The organism is Streptomyces sp. NPDC034670 (assembly GCF_055574875.1).
In genome coordinates this window covers 42,281-62,390 of sequence record NZ_JBVITR010000033.1, presented here as the reverse complement: position 1 = coordinate 62,390, position 20,110 = coordinate 42,281, and the positions used below count along the sequence as shown (strand labels likewise).

Annotated in this window: 16 protein-coding genes and 1 pseudogene; 8 read left to right on the top strand and 9 right to left on the bottom strand. The window is 74.7% G+C overall.

Features of this window, described 5'->3' with window-relative positions; translation table 11 throughout:
• Nucleotides 1–68: 68 nt before the first annotated feature.
• Together ACZ56B_RS21435 and ACZ56B_RS21430 are read right to left on the bottom strand one after the other, a co-directional pair.
• Entirely contained in the window at nt 69–1,790 is a 1,722-nt protein-coding gene (locus ACZ56B_RS21435; protein WP_468792736.1) for a BCCT family transporter, read from the bottom strand.
• Between the two features lie 551 nt (nt 1,791–2,341).
• Nucleotides 2,342–4,297 carry a Xaa-Pro dipeptidyl-peptidase gene (locus ACZ56B_RS21430; RefSeq protein WP_468792731.1) on the bottom strand — a complete coding sequence of 652 codons (1,956 nt, stop codon included), beginning with the start codon at nt 4,295–4,297 and terminating at the stop codon, nt 2,342–2,344.
• Nucleotides 4,298–4,560: 263 nt separating this feature from the next.
• Between ACZ56B_RS21430 and ACZ56B_RS21425 the strand changes: the two genes are divergently transcribed.
• The gene (locus tag ACZ56B_RS21425; protein ID WP_468792726.1) at nt 4,561–5,292 is read left to right on the top strand and encodes a MerR family transcriptional regulator; all 732 of its coding nucleotides are present in this window, start codon (nt 4,561–4,563) and stop codon (nt 5,290–5,292) included.
• 16 nt (nt 5,293–5,308) lie between these two features.
• On the opposite strand, the gene ACZ56B_RS21420 is transcribed toward ACZ56B_RS21425, so the two are convergent.
• From ACZ56B_RS21420 to ACZ56B_RS21410, 3 genes are read right to left on the bottom strand one after another with little or no spacing between them, the layout of a single operon-like run.
• Nucleotides 5,309–7,504, bottom strand: coding sequence for a 3-hydroxyacyl-CoA dehydrogenase NAD-binding domain-containing protein (locus tag ACZ56B_RS21420; RefSeq protein WP_468792722.1), 2,196 nt, complete (start codon nt 7,502–7,504; stop codon nt 5,309–5,311).
• A gap of 55 nt (nt 7,505–7,559) precedes the next feature.
• Nucleotides 7,560–8,774: an acetyl-CoA C-acetyltransferase gene (locus ACZ56B_RS21415; RefSeq protein ID WP_468792718.1), complete on the bottom strand. Its 1,215-nt coding sequence runs from the start codon at nt 8,772–8,774 to the stop codon at nt 7,560–7,562.
• A gap of 11 nt (nt 8,775–8,785) precedes the next feature.
• Nucleotides 8,786–9,940: a CaiB/BaiF CoA transferase family protein gene (locus tag ACZ56B_RS21410; protein ID WP_468792828.1), complete on the bottom strand. Its 1,155-nt coding sequence runs from the start codon at nt 9,938–9,940 to the stop codon at nt 8,786–8,788.
• A gap of 290 nt (nt 9,941–10,230) precedes the next feature.
• Here ACZ56B_RS21410 and ACZ56B_RS21405 point away from each other — a divergent pair, with 290 nt between their 5' ends.
• Complete coding sequence (locus tag ACZ56B_RS21405) at nt 10,231–11,409, top strand: saccharopine dehydrogenase family protein (protein ID WP_468792714.1); 1,179 nt, start codon at nt 10,231–10,233, stop codon at nt 11,407–11,409.
• Between the two features lie 24 nt (nt 11,410–11,433).
• Here ACZ56B_RS21405 and mmpA read toward each other — a convergent pair whose 3' ends face one another.
• The gene (mmpA, locus tag ACZ56B_RS21400; RefSeq protein WP_468792711.1) at nt 11,434–11,580 is read right to left on the bottom strand and encodes a morphogenic membrane protein MmpA; all 147 of its coding nucleotides are present in this window, start codon (nt 11,578–11,580) and stop codon (nt 11,434–11,436) included.
• A 213-nt stretch (nt 11,581–11,793) separates the two neighbouring features.
• On the opposite strand from mmpA, the gene ACZ56B_RS21395 reads away from it, so the two are divergent.
• Nucleotides 11,794–12,006: a hypothetical protein gene (locus ACZ56B_RS21395; protein WP_468792708.1), complete on the top strand. Its 213-nt coding sequence runs from the start codon at nt 11,794–11,796 to the stop codon at nt 12,004–12,006.
• 100 nt (nt 12,007–12,106) lie between these two features.
• On the opposite strand, the gene ACZ56B_RS21390 is transcribed toward ACZ56B_RS21395, so the two are convergent.
• Together ACZ56B_RS21390 and ACZ56B_RS21385 are read right to left on the bottom strand one after the other, a co-directional pair.
• Complete coding sequence (locus ACZ56B_RS21390) at nt 12,107–12,799, bottom strand: endonuclease V (protein WP_468792706.1); 693 nt, start codon at nt 12,797–12,799, stop codon at nt 12,107–12,109.
• Nucleotides 12,800–12,876: 77 nt separating this feature from the next.
• Nucleotides 12,877–13,200: a plasmid stabilization protein gene (locus ACZ56B_RS21385; RefSeq protein WP_468792703.1), complete on the bottom strand. Its 324-nt coding sequence runs from the start codon at nt 13,198–13,200 to the stop codon at nt 12,877–12,879.
• 287 nt (nt 13,201–13,487) lie between these two features.
• Between ACZ56B_RS21385 and ssgD the strand changes: the two genes are divergently transcribed.
• Complete coding sequence (ssgD, locus tag ACZ56B_RS21380) at nt 13,488–13,904, top strand: spore wall synthesis regulator SsgD (RefSeq protein ID WP_468792701.1); 417 nt, start codon at nt 13,488–13,490, stop codon at nt 13,902–13,904.
• A gap of 193 nt (nt 13,905–14,097) precedes the next feature.
• On the opposite strand, the gene ACZ56B_RS21375 is transcribed toward ssgD, so the two are convergent.
• A complete protein-coding gene (locus ACZ56B_RS21375) occupies nt 14,098–14,778 on the bottom strand; it encodes a GOLPH3/VPS74 family protein (protein WP_468792698.1) in 681 nt (226 codons plus the stop codon).
• Nucleotides 14,779–15,184: 406 nt separating this feature from the next.
• On the opposite strand from ACZ56B_RS21375, the pseudogene ACZ56B_RS21370 reads away from it, so the two are divergent.
• From ACZ56B_RS21370 to ddaH, 4 genes and pseudogenes are all read left to right on the top strand, one after another.
• Nucleotides 15,185–15,595 (top strand): annotated as a pseudogene (locus ACZ56B_RS21370) (ATP-binding cassette domain-containing protein); the annotation flags it as partial.
• Nucleotides 15,596–15,811: 216 nt separating this feature from the next.
• On the top strand, nt 15,812–16,723 hold the full coding sequence (locus ACZ56B_RS21365) for an ATP-binding cassette domain-containing protein (RefSeq protein ID WP_468792823.1): 912 nt from the start codon (nt 15,812–15,814) through the stop codon (nt 16,721–16,723).
• 10 nt (nt 16,724–16,733) lie between these two features.
• Complete coding sequence (locus ACZ56B_RS21360) at nt 16,734–19,013, top strand: ATP-binding cassette domain-containing protein (protein ID WP_468792695.1); 2,280 nt, start codon at nt 16,734–16,736, stop codon at nt 19,011–19,013.
• A 189-nt stretch (nt 19,014–19,202) separates the two neighbouring features.
• Nucleotides 19,203–19,979: a dimethylargininase gene (gene ddaH, locus ACZ56B_RS21355; protein WP_468792693.1), complete on the top strand. Its 777-nt coding sequence runs from the start codon at nt 19,203–19,205 to the stop codon at nt 19,977–19,979.
• Nucleotides 19,980–20,110: the final 131 nt, after the last annotated feature.

Here is a 20,110-nt window from a genome sequence, read left to right as displayed (position 1 = left end):
GTCCCCGCGGCGCGGGCCGCGGGACGCCCTCCGCCCGGCCGGTCGGACCGGCCGGGCGGAGGAGGCGGTCAGTGCTTGCCGATCGGGTCCCCCTCCACGTCCGGGCCGCGGCCGGGACCGATGCGGAGTTCGAACTCGCCGTCGTACTTCTCGTGTCCCTGGATGACGGCGAGCTCCACCGCCTCGGAGCCCATCTCGCCGCGCACGATGAGCGGATCCCGGCGCAGGTCGCGCATGAGGGCCACGCACATGAAGATCATCACCACGACGAACGGCGCCGCCGCGAGGATCGTGAGGTTCTGCAGGCCCGTCAGCGCGTCGCCCTGGCCACTGCCGACGAGCAGCATGATCGCGGCCACCGCGCCGGTGACGACGCCCCAGAACACCACCACCAGGCGGCTCGGCTCCAGCGCGCCCTTCTGCGAGAGGGTGCCCATGACGACCGAGGCCGCGTCGGCGCCGGAGACGAAGAAGATGCCGACGAGGACCATCACCAGCAGGCTCGTGGCCGTGGCGACGGGGAACTGCTGGAGCACCGCGAAGAGCTGTCCCTCGGGCGTCGACTCCTCGCCGAGCCCGCCCTGCTCCTGGAGCTTCATCGCGGAGCCGCCGAAGACCGCGAACCAGACGAGGCTGACCGTGCTGGGGACGAGGATGACCCCGCCGACGAACTGGCGGATGGTCCGGCCCCGGCTGATGCGGGCGATGAACATGCCGACGAAGGGCGTCCAGGAGATCCACCACGCCCAGTAGAAGACGGTCCAGCTGCCCAGCCAGTCGGCGACCCCCTCACCGCCGCTGGCCTCGGTGCGGGCCGCCAGCTCGGGCAGCTCGCCCAGGTAGGAGAAGACGGAGGTGGGCAGCAGGTCGAGGACGATGATGGTCGGGCCCGCCACGAACACGAACAGGGCGAGCACCAGCGCCAGCACCATGTTGGTGTTGGAGAGCCACTGGATGCCCTTCTCCACCCCCGAGACCGCCGAGGCGACGAACGCCACGGTCAGCACCGCGATGATGCCGACGAGCAGCCCGGTGCTCACCTTCTCCATCCAGCCGAGCTCCCGCGCGCCGGAGCCGATCTGCAGCGCGCCGAGGCCGAGCGAGGCCGCGGAGCCGAAGACGGTCGCGACGATCGCCAGGACGTCGATGACGCGCCCGCCGATCCCGTTCGCGTTCCGCTCCCCGATGAGCGGGGTGAAGACGGCGCTGATGGTCTGCCGGCGGCGCCTGCGGAACGTGCTGTAGGCGATGGCGAGGCCGACCACCGCGTAGATCGCCCAGGGGTGGAGCGTCCAGTGGAACAGCGTGGTGGCCATGGCCACTTCCATGCGGTCGCCCGAGTCGGCCGGGGCGGTGCCGGGCGGCGGGGTGACGTAGTGCGCCAGCGGCTCGCTCACGCCGTAGAACATCAGCCCGATGCCCATGCCCGCGCTGAACATCATCGCGACCCAGGAGACGGTGCGGAACTCCGGTTCCTCGCCCTCGGCGCCGAGGTGGATCCGGCCGTAGCGGCTGGCCGCGAGCCAGAGGGCGAAGACGACGAAGCCGGAGGCGGCCAGCATGAACGCCCAGCCGCCGTTGTGCATCAGCCCGCTGAGCGCGCTGCTGGAGACGTTCTCGAGGGAGTCCGTCGCGGCGGCGCCCCAGACCACGAACGCGAGGGTGAGCGCGGCCGTGACGCCGAACACCACCCGGTCGGTCCGGGGCCGCTGCCGGCCGGGCAGACCCGCTTCCGAGCCCGGTAGCGGGCCTGCCGTCCGGCCCTTGTCGCTGTGATGGTCCTGCGTCACTGGCGGCACCTTTCATCGAACTTCTGATCGGAGTGCGCTCCTCCGGAGATGCCCCTACCACACGTGGCGCAAAACTCACCTTGCTCAGCAGGACATGTCCTGCTCCCCCTGCGTGAGGTGGTACGCGGCGCCTGCGTCGAGGAGCAGCGGGACGAGGGCCCGCAGCGGCCGCCGCCGGGGGACGAGGACGCCCCCGTCGCCGTCCCGCCGGACGCGCACCCCGTGCGGCGCCGGCTCGTCCCGGACCTCCGCGTACCGGTCCGGGGGCGAGGCGGTGGCCGCACGGCGGACCGGTGAGCGTCCCGGCGGGGCCGGGCGGGTCGTTGCCGGCCCCGCCCAGGTGCACGGGGCCGGTGTCGGCGCGGCCGGCCGCGCGTGCCGCGTCGGTGGCCGCGAGGGACCGCCGCTCCTCGGGCGGGGTGGCCCGGCGGGCCCCGTCGCCCGTCTCGCATCCGGTGCGGAGCGGGGGCCCTCGCCGGCCCGGGCCGGGGCTGCGGCGAGGGAGGCGGCGAGGGCCACGGCGGGCGTGACGGCGACGCGCGGGGCGCGCTTCACCGGGCCTCCCCGGGGACGCGGCGGGGGGTGGCGTCCGGCCGGCCCACGCCGTTCGGGGCCGTGTCCCGGGCCCCGGCGGGCGGGCCCGCGGTGGCACGGGCGAACGCGGCCGCTCCGCCGGTGAACGGGACGTGCGCGGTGGTGCGGGCCAGGTCGAGGGTGAGGGCGGGGGTGTCCGCCGGAGGGTCGATCAGGCCCCGGTCGGTGCCCGCGACGATCAGCGCCAGGCGGTGCCCCGCGGGCACGACGTGGTCGGTGGCCGCGAGGTCGAGGGTGACCGTGTACCGCTTGCCCGGGGTGAGCGGGGCGCCCTTGCCGGTGCCGGCGCGGTGGCCGAGGTCGGCCCAGCCGCGGCTGACGATCGTGTGGCCGACGTCGACGGTCTTCGCGCGGGTCTCCCTGAAGCAGGAGCTGTCGCCCGTCGTGCTCGCGCCCCAGCAGGAGCGCTCGGTGAGGGTGGTGATGCCCTCCCCGGCGTCGGCGTAGTCGCGGACGGTGCCGGGGCCGAGGTCCACGAGGACGGCGGACAGGTGGGCCGTCGGGGTGGTGGGGGTGGCGGTGACGGTGACCCGGGAGGAGCCGGACAGCCGCAGGTCCCGGGTGAGCGGGACGGTGACGAACCCGGCCTTCTCCGGGGTCGGCGTGTCGACGCGCGCGGCCCAGTCGGTCTCGCCGAGCCGCGGGTCGTCGGTGAAGGTCTCGGTGCCCCTGCCCTTGCGCAGGCCCAGGGTGCCGACGCCCGGTTCGGCGCCCCGGGCGGGGCGCAGGGTCGCGGTGCGCGTGCCGCGCGGCGGCCAGGCGGCGGAGGTCACCCACTGGTCGGGGCGGCGCTCGATGTCGGCCATCGGCTCCCGGTCGATGCCGTTGTCGTGGCCGAGGAGTTCGTGGTCGAACCAGCGGTGCAGGGTGCGGACCCACTCGGCGCGGCGGAAGTCGAAGGGGTCGACGTGACCGGTCTGGGAGAGCCAGATCTTGCGCTTCACCCCGTTCTTCGCGAGCGCGTCCCACCAGGGGCCGACGTGCTGCATCCGCACGTTGAGGTCCTGCGCGCCGTGCACGAGGAAGACGCTGGCCCGCACCTTCTTCGCGGCGCGCACGTAGTCGCGTTCGGTCCACAGCGGCGTCCGGTCGCCGCTGCGCGGGGCGCCGTCGACGAGTTCGCGCTGGACGGCGGCGCACCGGGACCGGGCGTCGGGGCTCTCGACGTAGTGCGACAGCCAGTCGGGGCCCGAGTCGTAGAGCGGGGCGCCCTGGGCGAAGTAGTAGTCGTACCAGGAGGAGATGGCGGCGATCGGGACGATGGTCTCCAGGCCCTCGACACCGGTCGCGGCGACCCCGTTGGCGATGGTGCCGTCCCAGCTCTTGCCGATCATCCCGGTGCGGCCGTTGGTCCAGTCGGCCCTGGCGCGCTCGGTTCCGGTGCGGGTGGTGTAGGCCCGGCCCCGGCCGTTCAGCCAGTCGACGACGGCCTTCGCGGACCGGATGTCGGAGCGGCCGCCCACGTCCACGCAGCCGTCGGACCGGTTGGTTCCGGCCAGGTCGACGCCGACGACGGCGTAGCCGCGCGGCACGAAGTAGTTGTCGTAGAACAGCGGCATGCCCACGATGTCGCCGTCCGCGTCGTAGGTCTTGCGCTGGCTGTCGTTGCCGCGCCCGCAGCAGGAGTAGTACGGGCTGGCGTCCATGATGACGGGGACCTTGCGGCCCTGCTGCGCGGGTTCGCGGGGGCGGACGATGTCGACGGCGACCCGGTCGGTCCTCCCGTCGCGGTCCTCGTCGAGTCCGGTGTCCACCCAGACGGCCTCGCGGACGGCGTCGGCGTAGGAGTGGACGGGCAGGCTCTCGCGCGGCGCGGCCCGTGCCGCGGTCGGGGCGAGCAGCGCGGCCGTCAGGGCGGCGGTGGCCGCCGTCGCGAGCGTTCTCCAGGTCGTGAGGCGCGTGCGTTTCGGCATGCGCGGACGGTACACCGGTCAACTCGTGTGCAGAAGAGCGCATCTGACGGGTCGTGAGGTGATGGGGCGCCGGGTGCGGCGTCCGCCCGGTCGCCGTGGCCGTGGACCGCCACCGGTGCCTCCCGCCCCACCGGCCGTTCGGTGACACGGCGCCGCCGGGGAGGCGGACGCCGGCGGTCCCCGGGTCCGCCGCGGAACATGCGCACGGCCCCCGGCGGCGCCCCGGGTGTCACAGCACCGGTGGTACAGCGATACTGCTGCGCATGACGACGGAGACCGAGGCGCCGCGCGGGCGGCGGGAGGGCGAGCGGCCCACCCTCACCATCGACGAACTGGCGGCCCGGGCCGGCGTCACGGTGCGCACGATCCGCTTCTACGGCACCAGGGGCCTGCTGCCGCCCCCGGTGCTCGGTCCGCGGCGGGTCGGTCACTACGGGCGGGAGCACCTGGCCCGGCTGGCGCTCATCGAGGAGCTGCGGCACCAGGGCGTGACGCTGGCGGCCATCGAACGGTACCTGGAGCGGCTGCCGCCGGACCTGACCGCGCGGGAGCTGGCGGTCCAGCGGGCGGTGGTGGCCTCCTGGGCTCCGGAAACGGCGAGGACCGTCTCCCGGGAGGAGCTGGAGCGGCTGGCGGGACGGGCGCTGACCGAGGAGGAGCTGGGGCGGCTGGCGGCGGTGGACGTCGTCGAGCGGGACGGCGGGGCCTTCCGGGTCGACGCCGGGCTGCTGCGGCTCGGTGTCGAGCTGCTGGACGTGCCGCTGTCGCAGGAGACCCTGCTCGCGGCCCGGACCACGCTCACCGAGCACTCCCGCGCGGCGGCCCGCGAGCTGTCGCGGCTGCTGCGCGACGCGGTCGCGGAGCGCGACGCGCGGGACGTGCGGTCGCTCTCCGCCCACATGCAGCCGCTCGTGGTGCAGGCGCTGCTCACGACGTTCCAGCGGTCGCTGAGGGAGGAACTGCGGGAGTGGATGGACGACGAGTCCCGGGAATGACGGGGCCGGCGCGCCGTCAGCGCGCGTCCGTGAAGACCTCGCCCTTCTCCGCCTTCTCCACCAGCAGGGCCGGCGGGGTGAAGCGCTCGCCGTAGCGGTCGGCGAGCTCCCGCGCGCGGGCCACGAATCCGGGCAGGCCGGTCCCTCCCCCGGGGCCGCCGTCGTAGCCGTTGACGTACTGCAGGACGCCGCCGGTCCAGCCGGGGAAGCCGATGCCGAGGATCGAGCCGATGTTGGCGTCGGCGACGGAGGTGAGCACGCCCTCCTCCAGCAGCCGGACGGCGTCCAGCGCCTCGGAGAAGAGCATGCGCTCCTGCATGTCGCGGAACGGGATCGTGTGCCCGGGCCGGGTGAAGTGCTCGCGCAGTCCCGGCCACAGGGCGCCGCGGCCGCCGTCCTCGCCGTACTCGTAGAAGCCGGCGCCGCCGCTGCGGCCGGGGCGGCCGAACTCGTCGACCATGCGGTCGATCACGGCCTCGGCGGGGTGCGCGTCCCAGGTGCCGCCCGCCTCCTCCACCGTCCGCTTCGCCTCGCCCCGGATCCTGCGCGGCAGGGTCAGCGTCAGCTCGTCCACCAGGGCCAGCACCTTGGCCGGGTAGCCGGCCTGGGCGGCGGCCTGCTCCACCGACGCGGGCTCGATGCCCTCGCCGACCATGGCGACGCCCTCGTTGATGAAGTGGCCGATGACGCGCGAGGTGAAGAAGCCGCGCGAGTCGTTGACGACGATCGGGGTCTTGTCGATCTGCCGGACCAGGTCGAAGGCGCGGGCCAGCGCCTCGTCCCCGGTGCGCCCGCCCTTGATGATCTCGACCAGCGGCATCCTGTCGACCGGCGAGAAGAAGTGCAGTCCGATGAAGTCGTCCTGCCGCTCGACGCCCTCGGCGAGGGCGGTGATGGGCAGGGTCGAGGTGTTGGAGCACAGCAGCGCGTCGGGGGCGACGACGTCCTGGACCTCCTGGAACACCTTGTGCTTGAGCGCGGTGTCCTCGAACACGGCCTCGATGACCGCGTCGCAGCCCGCCAGGTCCGCGGCCTCGGCGGTCGGCGTGATCCGCGCGAGCAGCGCGTCGGCCTTCTCCCGGGTGGTGCGGCCCTTGGCGACGGCCTTGGCGCACAGCTTCTCGGAGTGGCCCTTGCCCCTGACGGCCGCCTCCAGGGAGACGTCCTTGAGGACGACCTCGATCCCGGCGCGGGCGCAGGAGTAGGCGATGCCGGCGCCCATCATCCCGGCGCCGAGGACGGCGACCCTGCGGACCCGGCGCGGCTCGACGCCCTTCGGGCGGTTGGCGCCGGAGTTGACGGCCTGGAGGTCGAAGAAGAACGCCTGGATCATGTTCTTCGACGTCTGTCCGGCGGCCAGCTCGACGAAGTAGCGGGCCTCGACGGCCTGGGCGGTCTCGAAGTCGACCTGGGCGCCCTCGACGGCGGCCGCGAGGATGTTCCGCGGGGCCGGGTAGGGCGCGCCGCCCGTCTGCTTGCGCAGGGTGGCGGGGAAGGCGGGCAGGTCGGCCGCGAACTTCGGGTCCGACGGGGTGCCGCCGGGGATCCGGTAGCCGGGCCGGTCCCAGGGCTGGGCGGACTCGGGGTGCGCGTCGATGAAGGCGCGGGCCCTGGCGAGCAGGTCCTCCGGGCTGTCGGCCACCTCGTCGACGAGGCCGTTGTCCAGGGCGCGCCGCGGGGTGTACCGGGTGCCCTGGAGGAGGACCTTCAGCAGGGCGTCGGCGATGCCGAGCAGCCGGACGGTGCGCACGACGCCGCCGCCACCGGGGAGCAGGCCGAGGGTGACCTCGGGCAGGCCGATCCTGGAGCCGGGGGCGTCCAGGGCGATCCGGTGGTGGCAGGCCAGGGCGAGTTCGTAGCCGCCGCCGAGGGCCGCGCCGTTGATCGCCGCGACGACCGGCTTGCCGAGGGTCTCGAGGCGGCGCAGCCGGCGCTTGATCGCCATGCCGCCGTCGAACAGCTCCTGTGCCGTCTCGGGGGTGACCCGGATCAGGTCGCGCAGGTCGCCGCCGGCGAAGAAGGTCTTCTTGGCGGAGGTGAGGATGACGCCGCGGATCGAGTCCTTCTCGGCCTCCAGGCGGTCGGTGATCGCGGCGAAGGAGTCGCGGAACGCCTGGTTCATGGTGTTCGCGGACTGGTTCGGGTCGTCCAGGACGAGGGTGACGACGCCGGTGTCGTCCTGCTCCCAGCGGATGGTGGTGCTCTCGGTCATGAGGGGGTCTCCGTAAGGGGTCGCGTGCGGGGCGCGGGGATCGGGCCGCCGGGATTCAGAGGCGTTCGACGATGGTGGCGATGCCCATGCCGCCGCCCACGCACAGCGTGGCGAGGCCGTAGCGCTTGTCCTGGCGCTCCAGTTCGTCGACGAGCGTGCCGAGGATCATCGCGCCGGTGGCGCCCAGCGGGTGGCCGAGCGCGATGGCGCCGCCGTTGACGTTGACCTTGTCCAGCGACAGCCCCATGTCCTTCACGAAGCGCAGCACGACCGCCGCGAACGCCTCGTTGATCTCGACCAGGTCGATGTCGTCGATGGTCAGCCCGGCCTTGGCGAGCGCCTTGCGGGTGGCCGGGGCGGGGCCGGTGAGCATGATGGTGGGCTCGGAGCCGGACACGGCGGCGGAGACGATCCGCGCGCGCGGGGTGAGCCCGTAGCGCTCGCCGACCTCCCGGGAGCCGACGGCGACCAGGGCGGCGCCGTCCACGATGCCGGAGGAGTTGCCCGCGTGGTGGACGTGGTCGATCCGCTCGACCCAGTGGTACTGCTGCAGCGCCACCGCGTCGAAGCCGCCCAGCTCGCCGATGTCCGCGAAGGACGGCCTGAGGCCCGCGAGGGAGTCGGCGGTGGTGCCGGGGCGCAGGTGCTCGTCGCGGTCGAGGACGACCAGGCCGCTGCGGTCCTTCACCGGGACGACGGACCGCTCGAAGCGGTTCTCCTTCCAGGCGGCGGCCGCGCGCTCCTGCGACAGCGCCGCGTACTCGTCGACGTCGCGGCGGGAGAACCCCTCGAGGGTGGCGATCAGGTCGGCGCCGATGCCCTGCGGCACGAAGTTGACGTCGAGGTTGGTCATCGGGTCGTTGAACCAGGCGCCGCCGTCGGAGGCCATCTTCACCCGGGACATCGACTCGACGCCGCCCGCCAGGATCAGGTCCTCCCAGCCCGAACGCACCTTGGCGGCGGCCAGGTTGACGGCCTCCAGACCGGAGGCGCAGAAGCGGTTCTCCTGCACGCCGGCCACCGTGTCGGGCAGTCCGGCGGCGAGGGCCGCGATGCGGGCGATGTCGGAGCCCTGGTCGCCGACGGGCGAGACGACACCGAGGACGACGTCGTCGACGGCGGCCGGGTCGAGGTCCGGGAAGCGGCCGCGGATCTCGTGGATGAGGCCGACGACCAGGTCGATGGGCTTGGTGCCGTGCAGGGCGCCGGTCGCCTTGCCGCGCCCGCGCGGGGTGCGGATCGCGTCGTACACGTACGCTTCGGTGCTCACGGGGAGGCCTTTCACTGGGGGTTCGAGGGCTTCGGGGGCGAGGACAGCAGCCGGGGCACGTCCCAGTCGCGGGCCACGTCGTCGGTGTCGGCGCCCGGCCGGGCGGGCCCGGTGCGGACGGTGGCGGGGGTCGCGGAGAACCGCGGGGCCGGTGCGGGCTGGGTGATGCCGCCGTGGTCGGTGAAGGTCCCGCGGGCGGCCAGGTGCGGGTGGTGCGGGGCCTCGCGCAGGGACAGCACGGGTGCCACGCAGGCGTCGGAGCCCTCGAAGACGGCCGTCCACTCGGCGCGGGTGCGGGACTTGAAGCGGGCGGCGACCCGCTCGCGCAGCTCCGGCCAGCGGGTGACGTCCGCGTGGGCGGCGGCCTGGTCCTCCAGGCCGAGCAGGCGCAGGAACTCGGCGTAGAACCGCGGCTCCAGCGCGCCCACCGCCATGTGGCGGCCGTCGGCCGTCTCGTAGGTGCCGTAGTAGGGGCAGCCGCCGTCGAGGAGGTTGGTGCCGCGCCGGTCCTGCCAGGCGCCGGCGGCGAGCATGCCGTGGATCATCGCGGAGAGGTGGGCGGCGCCGTCCACGATGGCGGCGTCGACGACCTGCCCGGTGCCGGTGGCGCGCGCGTGGTGCAGGGCGGCGAGGACGCCGACGACGAGGTAGAGGGAACCGCCCGCGTAGTCGCCGAGGAGGTTGGCCGGGACGGCCGGGGGCCGGTCCGGGTCGCCGATCATGCCGAGGACGCCGGTGGGGGCGAGGTAGGCGATGTCGTGCCCCGCGCGGTCGGCGAGGGGGCCCTGCTGGCCCCAGCCGGTCATCCGGCCGTAGACCAGGCGGGGGTTGCGGGCGCGGCAGTCCGCGGGGCCGACGCCGAGGCGCTCGGCGACACCGGGACGGTAGCCCTCGACGAGGACGTCGGCGCGTTCGGCCAGGTCGAGGACGCGTGCGGCGCCGTCGGGTGCCTTCAGGTCGACGACCACGGAGCGCTTGTTGCGGTGGGTGACGTCGTGCGCCGGGTCGATGCCGAGGCCCGGGCCGCCCGGGCGGTCCACGCGGACGACGTCGGCGCCCAGGTCGGCGAGGAGCATGGCGGCGAACGGTCCGGGACCGATGCCGGCCAGCTCGACCACGCGCACGCCGGTGAGCGGACCGTGCCCCGCCGTCCTGGCCTCCGTCATCCGCAGCTCCCCGTCCGACCGTGACACGACCGATGTCACACCAGTGATGCTAGGAACGCGTTCCACCCGGCACAAGACCGGGCGAGCAAGCGCTTGGAAACTCTACGCGCGGGCGGGAGGCGTCCGGCGGACCCGGGCGGGCCGGGGGCGTCCCCGCACGCTTTTTCCGACTTCTTCGGGGCGTTCCCGGCCACGGCCGTCCGCTTGCCCCGGGCTCGCCGTCGCGCCCCGCACCCCTCACGCTAGCCTCGGCGGGCGACAGCGGCGCGGCTGCACGACCAAGGGGTGTCATGAGCAGGCTGAACAGGACGGACCGTCCGTACGACATCGTGCTCTTCGGAGCCACCGGCTTCGTCGGGGAACTCACCGCGCAGTACCTCGCCGCCCACGCGCCCGCCGGGCTGCGCTGGGCGGTCGCGGGCCGCAGCGCGCGGAGGCTGGAGCGGCTGTGCGAGCGGCTGCCCGGGGGCGCGGGGGTCGGCCGGCTGCGGGCGGACGCGTCCGACCCGGCCTCGCTGCGCGAGCTCGCCGGGCAGGCGCGCGTGGTGGCCACGACGGTGGGCCCCTACGTGGAGTACGGCGAGGAACTCGTCGCCGCCTGCGCCGACGCTGGCACGGACTACGTCGACCTCACGGGTGAACCCGAGTTCGTGGACCTGGTGTACGTCCGCCACGACGCACGCGCGCGGGAGACCGGCGCGCGGCTGGTGCACGCCTGCGGCTTCGACTCGGTGCCGCACGACCTGGGCGCCTACTTCACCGTGCGGCGGCTGCCCGAGGGCGTGCCGCTGACCGTGGACGGCTTCGTGACCGCCGACGCGGCCTTCTCGGGCGGGACGTTCGCCTCGGCGCTGGGCCAGCTCTCCCGGCCCCGGCAGCTCCGCGCGGCGGCCCGGGACCGCCGGCGCCACGAACCGCGGCTGGTGGGCCGCCGGGTCTCGGTGCCCCCGGGCGCGCCGCGCTACGCCCCGGAGGTGGGCGCCTGGGCCCTGCCGCTGCCGACCGTCGACGCGCAGATCGTGCGCCGGTCGGCGAGGACGCTCGACCGGTACGGACCCGACTTCCGCTACCGGCACTACGCGGCCGTCCGCCGCCTTCCCGTGGCGGTCGGCGGGGTCGCGGCCGTGGGCGCGCTGGTGGCGGCGGCCCAGCTGCCTCCCGCGCGGCGCCTGCTCTCCGGCCGGCTCAGGCCCGGCGACGGGCCGAGTCCCCGCAAGCGCGCCCGGAGCTGGTTCACCGTCCGCTTCGTGGGCGAGGGCGGCGGACGGCGGGTGTACACGGAGGTCTCGGGCGGCGACCCCGGCTACGACGAGACGGCGAAGATGCTCGCCGAGGGGGCGCTCAGCCTGGCCCTCGACGACCTCCCGCACACGTCCGGACAGGTCACGACGGCGGTGGCGATGGGCGACGCGCTGATCGAACGGCTGCGGGGCGCGGGGATCCGCTTCCGCGTCGCCGCGATCCGCTGACGGGCGGTCCCGGCCGGGACCGCCTCACAGCGGCCAGGTGAGGACGGTGTAGACCATTCCGGCGATCCAGCCGATCCCGGCCGGTACGGCGAGGGCCAGGCCGATCGTCACGGCCCGCCCGGCGGGCCGGACGGAGGGTGCCGCGGGACCGGGTGCACGGTGCGTCGTCATGCGCCCAGCCTGCCGACGGGCGCGGGGGCCGGGCATCCGTACACGTACTCAGTTCGCACATGAGTGCCCCCGGCGCGGCGTACGGCCCGGCCCCGGGACCCGGCATCCCCCTGACTTGGGACCCGGGGACCGCTCCGGCCCGGCACCCCGGCGCCGGCCCGCGGAACCCGCTCCCGAAGTGCCAACAAGGAGTTCAATGAAATCCTTGAAGGCATGCGATTTCTTCTCGAAGTCACCATGGACGGCGACGCGTTGGCGAAGGACCCCGCCGGGGAGCTGGGCCGGATCCTGCGGTACTGGGGCGGGAACGTGCGCCACCACCCGCTGGAGCCCGGCGACGGATCGGTGATCTACGACTCGGAGTACCGCGAGGTGGGGCACTGGAGGATCGAGACGGCGGCCGGGGCGCAGGAGGCGGTCTCCTAGGGCCTTTCGTCGGGCCCGGCCCGGGCCCCGCGAGCCCGGCCCGGGCCGAACGAGAGGCCCCGGCGCCCCGGCGGGCGCCGCGGGGCGTCCGGGGCCGGGGTCAGGTCCCGGACGCCTCGCGGAGCGCCCTGCGGCACAGGGCGTCCGCCCTGCGGGTGGTCTCCGGGAGGCGGTGGGCGGGGGCCAGCGCGAGGGTGTGGGCGCAGGCGTTGTCGAGGCTCACCCGGTGGCCGGCCGAGACGAAGACCGGCTTGACGGCGTCCCTCGTGCGCAGGGCGCGGCCGACCTCCTCGCGGCCGTCGAGCAGCGGTGCCGTGCTGCCGCGCGGGGCGTCCGGGTCGTCGTGGGCGAAGACGAAGGGGTTCTTGGCCACGCCGATCGCCGGCAGGCCGGTGAGGACGCCGAGGTGGCTGGCGAGGCCGAAGCGGCGGGGGTGCGCGCGGCCGTAGCCGTCGCAGACGACCAGGCCCGGCGGGCAGGGCAGGGCGTCGAGGGCGGCGAGGACGGTGGGGAGTTCGCGGAAGGCGAGCAGTCCGGGCACGTACGGGAAGGAGATCCGGCCGACGGCCGTGGCCTCGGCGACGACGTCGAGGCTCGCCGCGTCCAGGACGACGGCCGCCGCCGCGACGAGGTCCCGTTCGTCGTCGTACGCCACGTCGACGCCGGTGACCCGGCCCGTCCCGGGCGGCGGGCCGGGTTCGTCGAGCACCACCCGCGCGCGGAGCGCGTCCTGGACCGCGCGGGCCTCCTCCTCGGTGACGGGCCAGCCGTCCGGTACGCGTACGGTCGTCATGGTGCCCCGAGCCTACGGGGCGGGCGGGCCCGCGCGGAGGGCGGCCCCGGGACCCGCTCCCTCCGCGCGGGGGCGGCTCACTTGCCGAGCGCCCGCTGGAGCTGGCCCTTGTTCATGTGCGAACGGCCTTCGATGCCGCGCTTCCTGGCCTCTTCGTACAGCTGGTCGCGCGTCGGGCCCTGGGAGCCCTTGCCCGACCGCTGACCGCCCCGCTTGCCGGACGACATGTCCTGCGTCGACGTGCGGCTGGCCGTCTTCGACTCGCCGGACCGGGCGCGCTCCTTGTTCACCGTCCGCGCGGCGATCTCCTCGGCGCGCCCCTTGCTCTCGCCCCGGTCCTGCGCGCTCTCCTTGATGTGCTCGTACTGGCGTTCCCGTTTGGGGCTGGAACCGCGTGGCATGTCCGCTCCCTTCCTCTCGTGTTCGGCGGACGGGTACCCCGTCGGCGGCGGACGGAGCCCACCCGTTCGCGCGTGCTCCGCCGGGCGCCCCCTCCCCCGGCCCCGTCCGGCGGGCGCCGCACGCGCCGCGGGGGCCACGCGGGAGGGCCTCGCCGTCCGGACGCATGAAGGCGGTGACAGAGGTCACTCGCTCATCGTGTGCACGGAGTGGCCGATTCCGTCGTCTCCTCCAGTAGCCGACCCGATCCGCCCCGCAAGCCCGTCCAGACGTCACGAGGGAGCAGGCGTTGTCCACCGTCATCGAGCAGCCCGTCGAGGCCCGTCTCGTCGCCGCCGCGCCGCGGATGCCGAGCATTCCCGCCACCCTGCACTACGACCGGAACGACCCGTTCGCCGTCCGGATGACCTTCCCCGCGCCCGCCACCCTGGAGGGCGTGGAGGTCTGCTGGACCTTCTCCCGCGAGCTGCTCACCGCGGGGCTGCGGGGGCCCGAGGGCCACGGCGACGTACGGGTGCGGCCGTACGGCTACGACCGCACCGTGCTGGAGTTCCACGCTCCCGAGGGCACCGCCGTCGTGCACGTCCGCTCGGGCGAGGTGCGCCGGTTCCTCGAGGCCACGAGCGAGCTGGTGCCGGCCGGCCTGGAGCACCTCCAGCTCGACCTGGACCACGACCTCGCGGAGCTGATGCGCGACTCCTGCTGAACCGGGACCGCGGGCCGACGCGCGCCGCCGGGCGGCGCGTCGGGCTCCGCGGCCGATCCCGGGTCGGCGGTCCCGGGGACGAGGGCCCCGCCGGCGCCGGGGCGGCGCGGCGGGCGGCGGCGTGTGCCGGGGTGCGCTCCCCTCCCCGGCTCCCGGCGCCGCCGGCGCCGGCCTCCTGGCCTACGGAGAAGGCTCATCCGCCCGTCGTGCGCGGGGACGCGGGCACCGCCGCGGTCACCGCCGCGCGCAGTTCGCGCACGATCCCGCCGAGGGCGGGCGTCGCGGCCCCGCCCCGTTCGGTCAGTTCCTCGACGCGCCGCTCGCGGCGGGCGCGGTCCCGGGCCGGCCGCAGGGTGCGCAGTCCGGCGGCGGCCGCCAGGGCGACGACGGCCGCGTCCGCCTCGGGGACGTCCCCGGCCGGCACGGGGCCGTCGAGGACCAGCCGCGCCTCGTCCTGCAGGGCGTCCACGCGGACGACGTCGTCCAGGACGTACCCCACGGACGGGAACACCCCGAGCACCCGTCGCTTCTCCGCGCGCAGGAACCCGTCGGAGACCAGCTGCTCGCGGACCGCGTCGAGGGTGTACCGGGCGTGCAGCGTCACCCAGGTGCGCCAGCGGTGCGGGCAGGACTCGCTGACCAGCTCCAGGAGCCCGTCGAGGACCGCGTCCCCGGTGCGGGAGTCCAGGTCGAGCGGGGTGGCGATGCCGTCGTCGTCGATCAGCAGACCGCGCCGGGCCAGGTCGGCGAGGGCGCCGGCCCGCACCAGAGGGGGCAGCCGGGCCGGTTCGGCGACCTCCCGTCGCGCGGTGTTCCAGGCCAGCAGGTGGAGCCGGGCCGGCAGCGAGAGCGAGCCGTCGAGCAGGGGGCGCACGGAGCCTCCTCGGGTCGGTGAGGTCGCGATCGGTGAGACCGGTAATGCCGTTGACAGCCGATCCGCCCTCTCGTAGCGTCCATGACGGTCCTGTTGCCGTCGATGGGAGAGGGACGTTGCTCGTCTGAGGTTCTGAGACACCGCGTCACACCCGTGTTGTGGGGTGTGCACGTCGCGTGCGACCTCGGCGTTCCAGCCGTCCCCTCGCGGAGCAGGGCTTCTCTCGTGCCCAGACCTTCCTCCCGGCTGCCGGTCGTCCTCTCGCGGTGTCTCCCCACGCGTCTGCCCCTGACCGCTCCGAGCAACCGCGGAGGCCCGCATGTCCCCGTCCATCACCTGTACGTCCCTCGTCTTCACCTGGCCCGACGGCACCTCCGTCTTCGAGGGCCTCGACGTCTCCTTCGGTCCCGGCCGCACCGGGCTGGTCGGCGTCAACGGCTCGGGGAAGTCGACCCTGCTGAAACTGATCTCCGGCGAACTCGCGCCGGCCGGCGGCGCCGTCCGGGTGACCGGCGAGGTGGGGTACCTGCCGCAGAACGTGACGCTGGACACCGCGCTCCGGGTCGACGAGGCGCTCGGCATCGCCGCGCGGCGGGCCGCGCTGCACGCCATCGAGGCGGGCGACGCGGCCGAGGAGCACTTCGAGACCGTCGGCGACGACTGGGACGTGGAGGAGCGCGCCCTGGCCACGCTCGGCGAACTCGGCCTCGGCCGCATCGGGCTGGACCGCACGGTCGGTGAGCTGTCGGGCGGCGAGTCGGTGCTGCTGCGGCTGGCCGCGCTGCTGCTGCGCCGGCCGGACGTGCTGCTGCTCGACGAACCCACCAACAACCTCGACCTGTACGCCCGCGGGCGGCTGTACGCGGCCGTCGCGAACTGGCCGGGCGTGCTGGTCGTGGTCAGCCACGACCGCGAACTGCTGGAACTGGTCGACCAGATCGCGGACCTGAGGTCCGGGGAGGTCGTCTGGTACGGCGGTAACTTCTCCGCCTACGAGGAGGCGCTGGCCGTCGAGCAGGAGGCGGCCGAACGCATGGTGCGGGTCGCCGAGGCGGACCTGCGCAAGCAGAAGCGCGAACTGGCCGACGCCCAGGTCAAGCTGGCCCGCCGCAAGCGGTACGGGCAGAAGATGTGGGACACCAGGCGCGAGCCCAAGATCGTCATGGGCGAGCGCAAGCGCCAGGCCCAGGTCTCCGCCGGCAAGCACCGCGCCCTGCACGAGGAGAAGCTCTCCGAGGCCCGGGAACGGCTCGACGAGGCGGTGGAGGCCGTGCGGGACGACGACGAGATCCGCGTCGACCTGCCGTACACGGCCGTGCCGCCCGGACGCACCGTGCTCACCCTCCGGGACGTCGGGCTCGCCCACGGCGCCCGGGTGGACGGCGGCCTCGATCTGCGGGGGCCGGAGCGGGTCGCGCTGATCGGGCGCAACGGCGCCGGCAAGACGACGCTGCTGCGCACGATCGCCGGGGAGCTCGAACCGGTGTCGGGCGAGGTGACGGCGCACGTCCCGCTGCGGTTCCTGCCGCAGCGGCTCGACGTCCTCGACGGCGGGCTGACGGTCGCCGAGAACGTGGCCCGGTTCGCCCCGGGCGCCACCCACAACCGGGTCCGGGCCCGGCTCGCCCGGTTCCTGTTCCGGGGCGCGCGCGCCGACCAGAGGGCGCAGACGCTCTCCGGCGGCGAGCGCTTCCGGGCCGCACTGGCCGCGCTGATGCTGGCGGAGCCCGCGCCGCAGCTGCTGATGCTGGACGAGCCGACGAACAACCTCGACATGGCGAGCGTCCGGCAGCTCACCACGGCACTGGAGTCGTACGAGGGGGCGCTGGTCGTGGCCAGTCACGACCTGCCGTTCCTGGAGTCGATCGGCATCACGCGGTGGCTGCTGATGGAGGAGGGGGAACTGAAGGAAATCACGACAGGAGATGTCGGGTATCGCTTCTAGCGTCGGCGGCATGAGCCAGTCGAGCGAGCCCAGCGCGTTCATCACCCTCACCGGGGCCAGGGAGAACAACCTCAAGGACGTCACGCTCCGCATCCCGAAGGGCCGGCTGACCGTGTTCACCGGCGTCTCGGGATCGGGGAAGTCGTCGGTCGTCTTCGACACGATCGCGGTCGAGTCGCAGCGGCAGCTGAACGAGACGTACACCTCGTTCGTCCGCAACCGGCTGCCCAAGTACGAGCGGCCGCACGCGGACGCCCTGGAGGACCTCACCCCCGCGATCGTCGTCGACCAGCGGCCGGTCGGCGGCCACTCCCGGTCGACGGTCGGCACCATGACGGACGTGTACGCGGTGATCCGGGTGCTGTTCTCCCGGCACGGCACACCGAGCGCCGGGCCGGCGACGGCGTACTCGTTCAACGACCCGTCGGGCATGTGTCCCGGGTGCGACGGCCTGGGCCGGACCGTACGGCCGGACTGGGACCGCATTCTCGATCCGGACCGCTCCCTCGCCGAGGGGGCGGTCCGCTTCCCGCCGTTCGCCCCGGGGACCTGGCAGGGACAGGCGTACACCAACAGCGACGACCTCGATCCGCACAAGCCGGTGCGCGAGTTCACCGCGTCCGAGCGGCAGTTCCTGATGCGCGGGCGTCCCGGCAGCAAGGTCACCGTGAACGGCACGGGCGGCACCTGGACCACCGAGTACGAGGGGCTCGCCGACCGGTTCGAACGGCTCTACCTGAAGCGGGACCTGGCGGCGATGAGCCAGAAGACCCGCGACACGGTGCGGGAGTTCCTGGCCGAGGGCACCTGCCCGGCCTGCCGGGGCGCCCGGCTGAACGAGGCGGCGCTGGCGACGCGCGTCCACGGGCTGTCCATCGCCGACTGCGCCCGGATGCAGGTCACCGACCTCATCGCCGTGCTGCGGGAGATCGACGACCCCCTCGCCCGGCCGATCGCCTCGGCCGCCGTCGCCGCGCTGGAGCGGATCGAGGCGATCGGCCTCGGCTACCTCAGTCTCGACCGGGAGACGTCCACCCTCTCCGGCGGCGAGGGACAGCGGCTGAAGACCGTGCGGCACCTGGGGTCCAGCCTGACCGGGATGACGTACGTCTTCGACGAGCCCAGCGTCGGGCTGCACCCGCGCGACGTGCACCGCCTCGGCGAACTGCTGCTGCGGCTGCGGGACAAGGGGAACACCGTGCTGGTCGTCGAGCACGACCCCGACGTCATCGCGCTGGCCGACCACGTCGTCGACATGGGCCCCGGCGCGGGCGCCGGGGGCGGACGCGTGGTGTTCGAGGGGACGCCGGCCGAGCTGGCCGCCTCGGGCACCCTGACCGGGCGGTGCCTGGGCCGGCGCACGGCGGTCAAGGACGCCGTGCGGGAGGCGGCCGGCGAGCTGTGGGTGAAGGGCGCCGACCGGCACAACCTGCGCGAGGTCACCGTGCGGTTCCCGACCGGGGTGCTGACCGCGGTGACCGGGGTCGCCGGGTCCGGCAAGAGCACCCTGGTCGCGGAGTTCACCGCCGCCCACCCCGGCACGGTGGTCGTCGACCAGTCGGCCGTCGGGATCTCCGCGCGGTCCACCCCGGCGACGTACCTCGGGATCATGGACACGGTGCGGAAGGTCTTCGCGCGGGAGACGGGCCGGGATCCGGGGCTGTTCAGCTTCAACTCGGCCGGCGCCTGCGCCGCCTGCGAGGGCCGGGGGGTCGTCCACACCGACCTCGCCTTCATGGACCCGGTGACCACGACCTGCCACGCCTGCGAGGGCCGGCGCTTCAAGGAGGAGGTGCTGCGGCTGACGGTCGGCGGCCGCTCCATAGCCGACGCCCTGGAGATGACGGCCGACGAGGCGCTGGACTTCTTCGACGACCCGGGCGTGCGGCGCCGGCTGCGCGCCCTGCGGGACGTCGGCCTGACGTACCTCACCCTCGGGCAGCCGCTGTCCACGCTGTCCGGCGGCGAACGGCAGCGCATCAAGCTGGCCACCCGGCTGCACCGCGAGGGAGTGGTGTACGTCCTGGACGAGCCGACCACCGGGCTGCACATGGCGGACGTGGACGGCCTCGTCGCCCTGCTGGACCGGCTGGTGGACGCGGGCAACACCGTCGTCGTGGTCGAGCACCACCTGGACGTGATCGCCCGCGCCGACTGGGTGATCGACCTCGGCCCGGACGGCGGGCGGGACGGCGGACGGGTGGTCTTCGAGGGGACGCCGGAGCAGCTGCTGGCGGCCCGGGGGTCCTTCACCGGGGAACACCTGCGGCGGGCGGTACGGGGACGGTGACGCCGGGGCCCGCCGCGGGCGGGGTCCGGCGGACCCCGTCGCCCGTGGCGCGCCCCGCGGCCGCCGGGGGGTGGCCCCGTCCCGGTCCGCCCGGCATGATGGTCCGCCGAGGACCGGGGAGGCCCCGCCGCCCGCGGCGAGGTCCCCGGCGCCGTGCCGACACGCCCCGTCCGACCGGGAGGCCCGCTCGTGCCCAGCAAGAAGGCCCTGGTCCGCCGTCCCGGTCCCCGTCTGGGCGAAGGGCTGGTGACCCACGTCGAGCGGAAGCGGGTGGACGTCGGCCGGGCGGTGGAGCAGTGGGAGGCGTACGTGGGGGCGCTGCGCGCCCACGGCTGGGAGACGGTCGAGGTGGCGCCGGCCGACGACTGCCCGGACTCCGTGTTCGTCGAGGACACGGTGGTGATGTACCGGAACGTGGCGCTGATCGCCCGGCCCGGCGCCGAGTCCCGGCGCGGCGAGACCGCCGGCGTCGAGGAGGCCGTGGCGTCCCTGGGCTGCTCGGTGAACCGGGTCCGGGAGCCGGGCACGCTGGACGGCGGCGACGTGCTCAAGGTCGGCGACACCGTGTACGTGGGCCGCGGCGGGCGGACCGACGCGGCCGGGGTCCGGCAGGTGCGGGCCGTGCTCGAGCCGCTGGGCGCGCGGGTGGTCGCCGTGCCGGTCGCCGGGGCGCTGCACCTGAAGTCGGCGGTCACGGCGCTGCCGGACGGGACGGTCGTCGGGCGCGCCCCGCACCCGGACGCGCCGCCGCCGTTCCCCCGCTTCCTGCCGGTGCCGGAGGACTCCGGGGCGCACGTGGTGCTGCTCGGCGGGGACAGGCTGCTGATGGCCGCGAGCGCGCCGAGGACCGCGGAGCTGTTCTCGGACCTCGGCTACGCGCCCGTCCTGGTGGACATCGGCGAGTTCGAGAAGCTCGAGGGCTGCGTGACCTGCCTGTCGGTGCGTCTGCGGGAGCTGCACGCCTGACCGGCGGCCCCTTCCCCGCGCGGCTCGCGGGCCCGCGGCGCCGGGGCCGCCCGCACCGGGGGCGTCCGTACGGCGGTACACCTGATCAGCGGTCTTTACGACACCCTTAACCTACGGCTACGTAACCTACG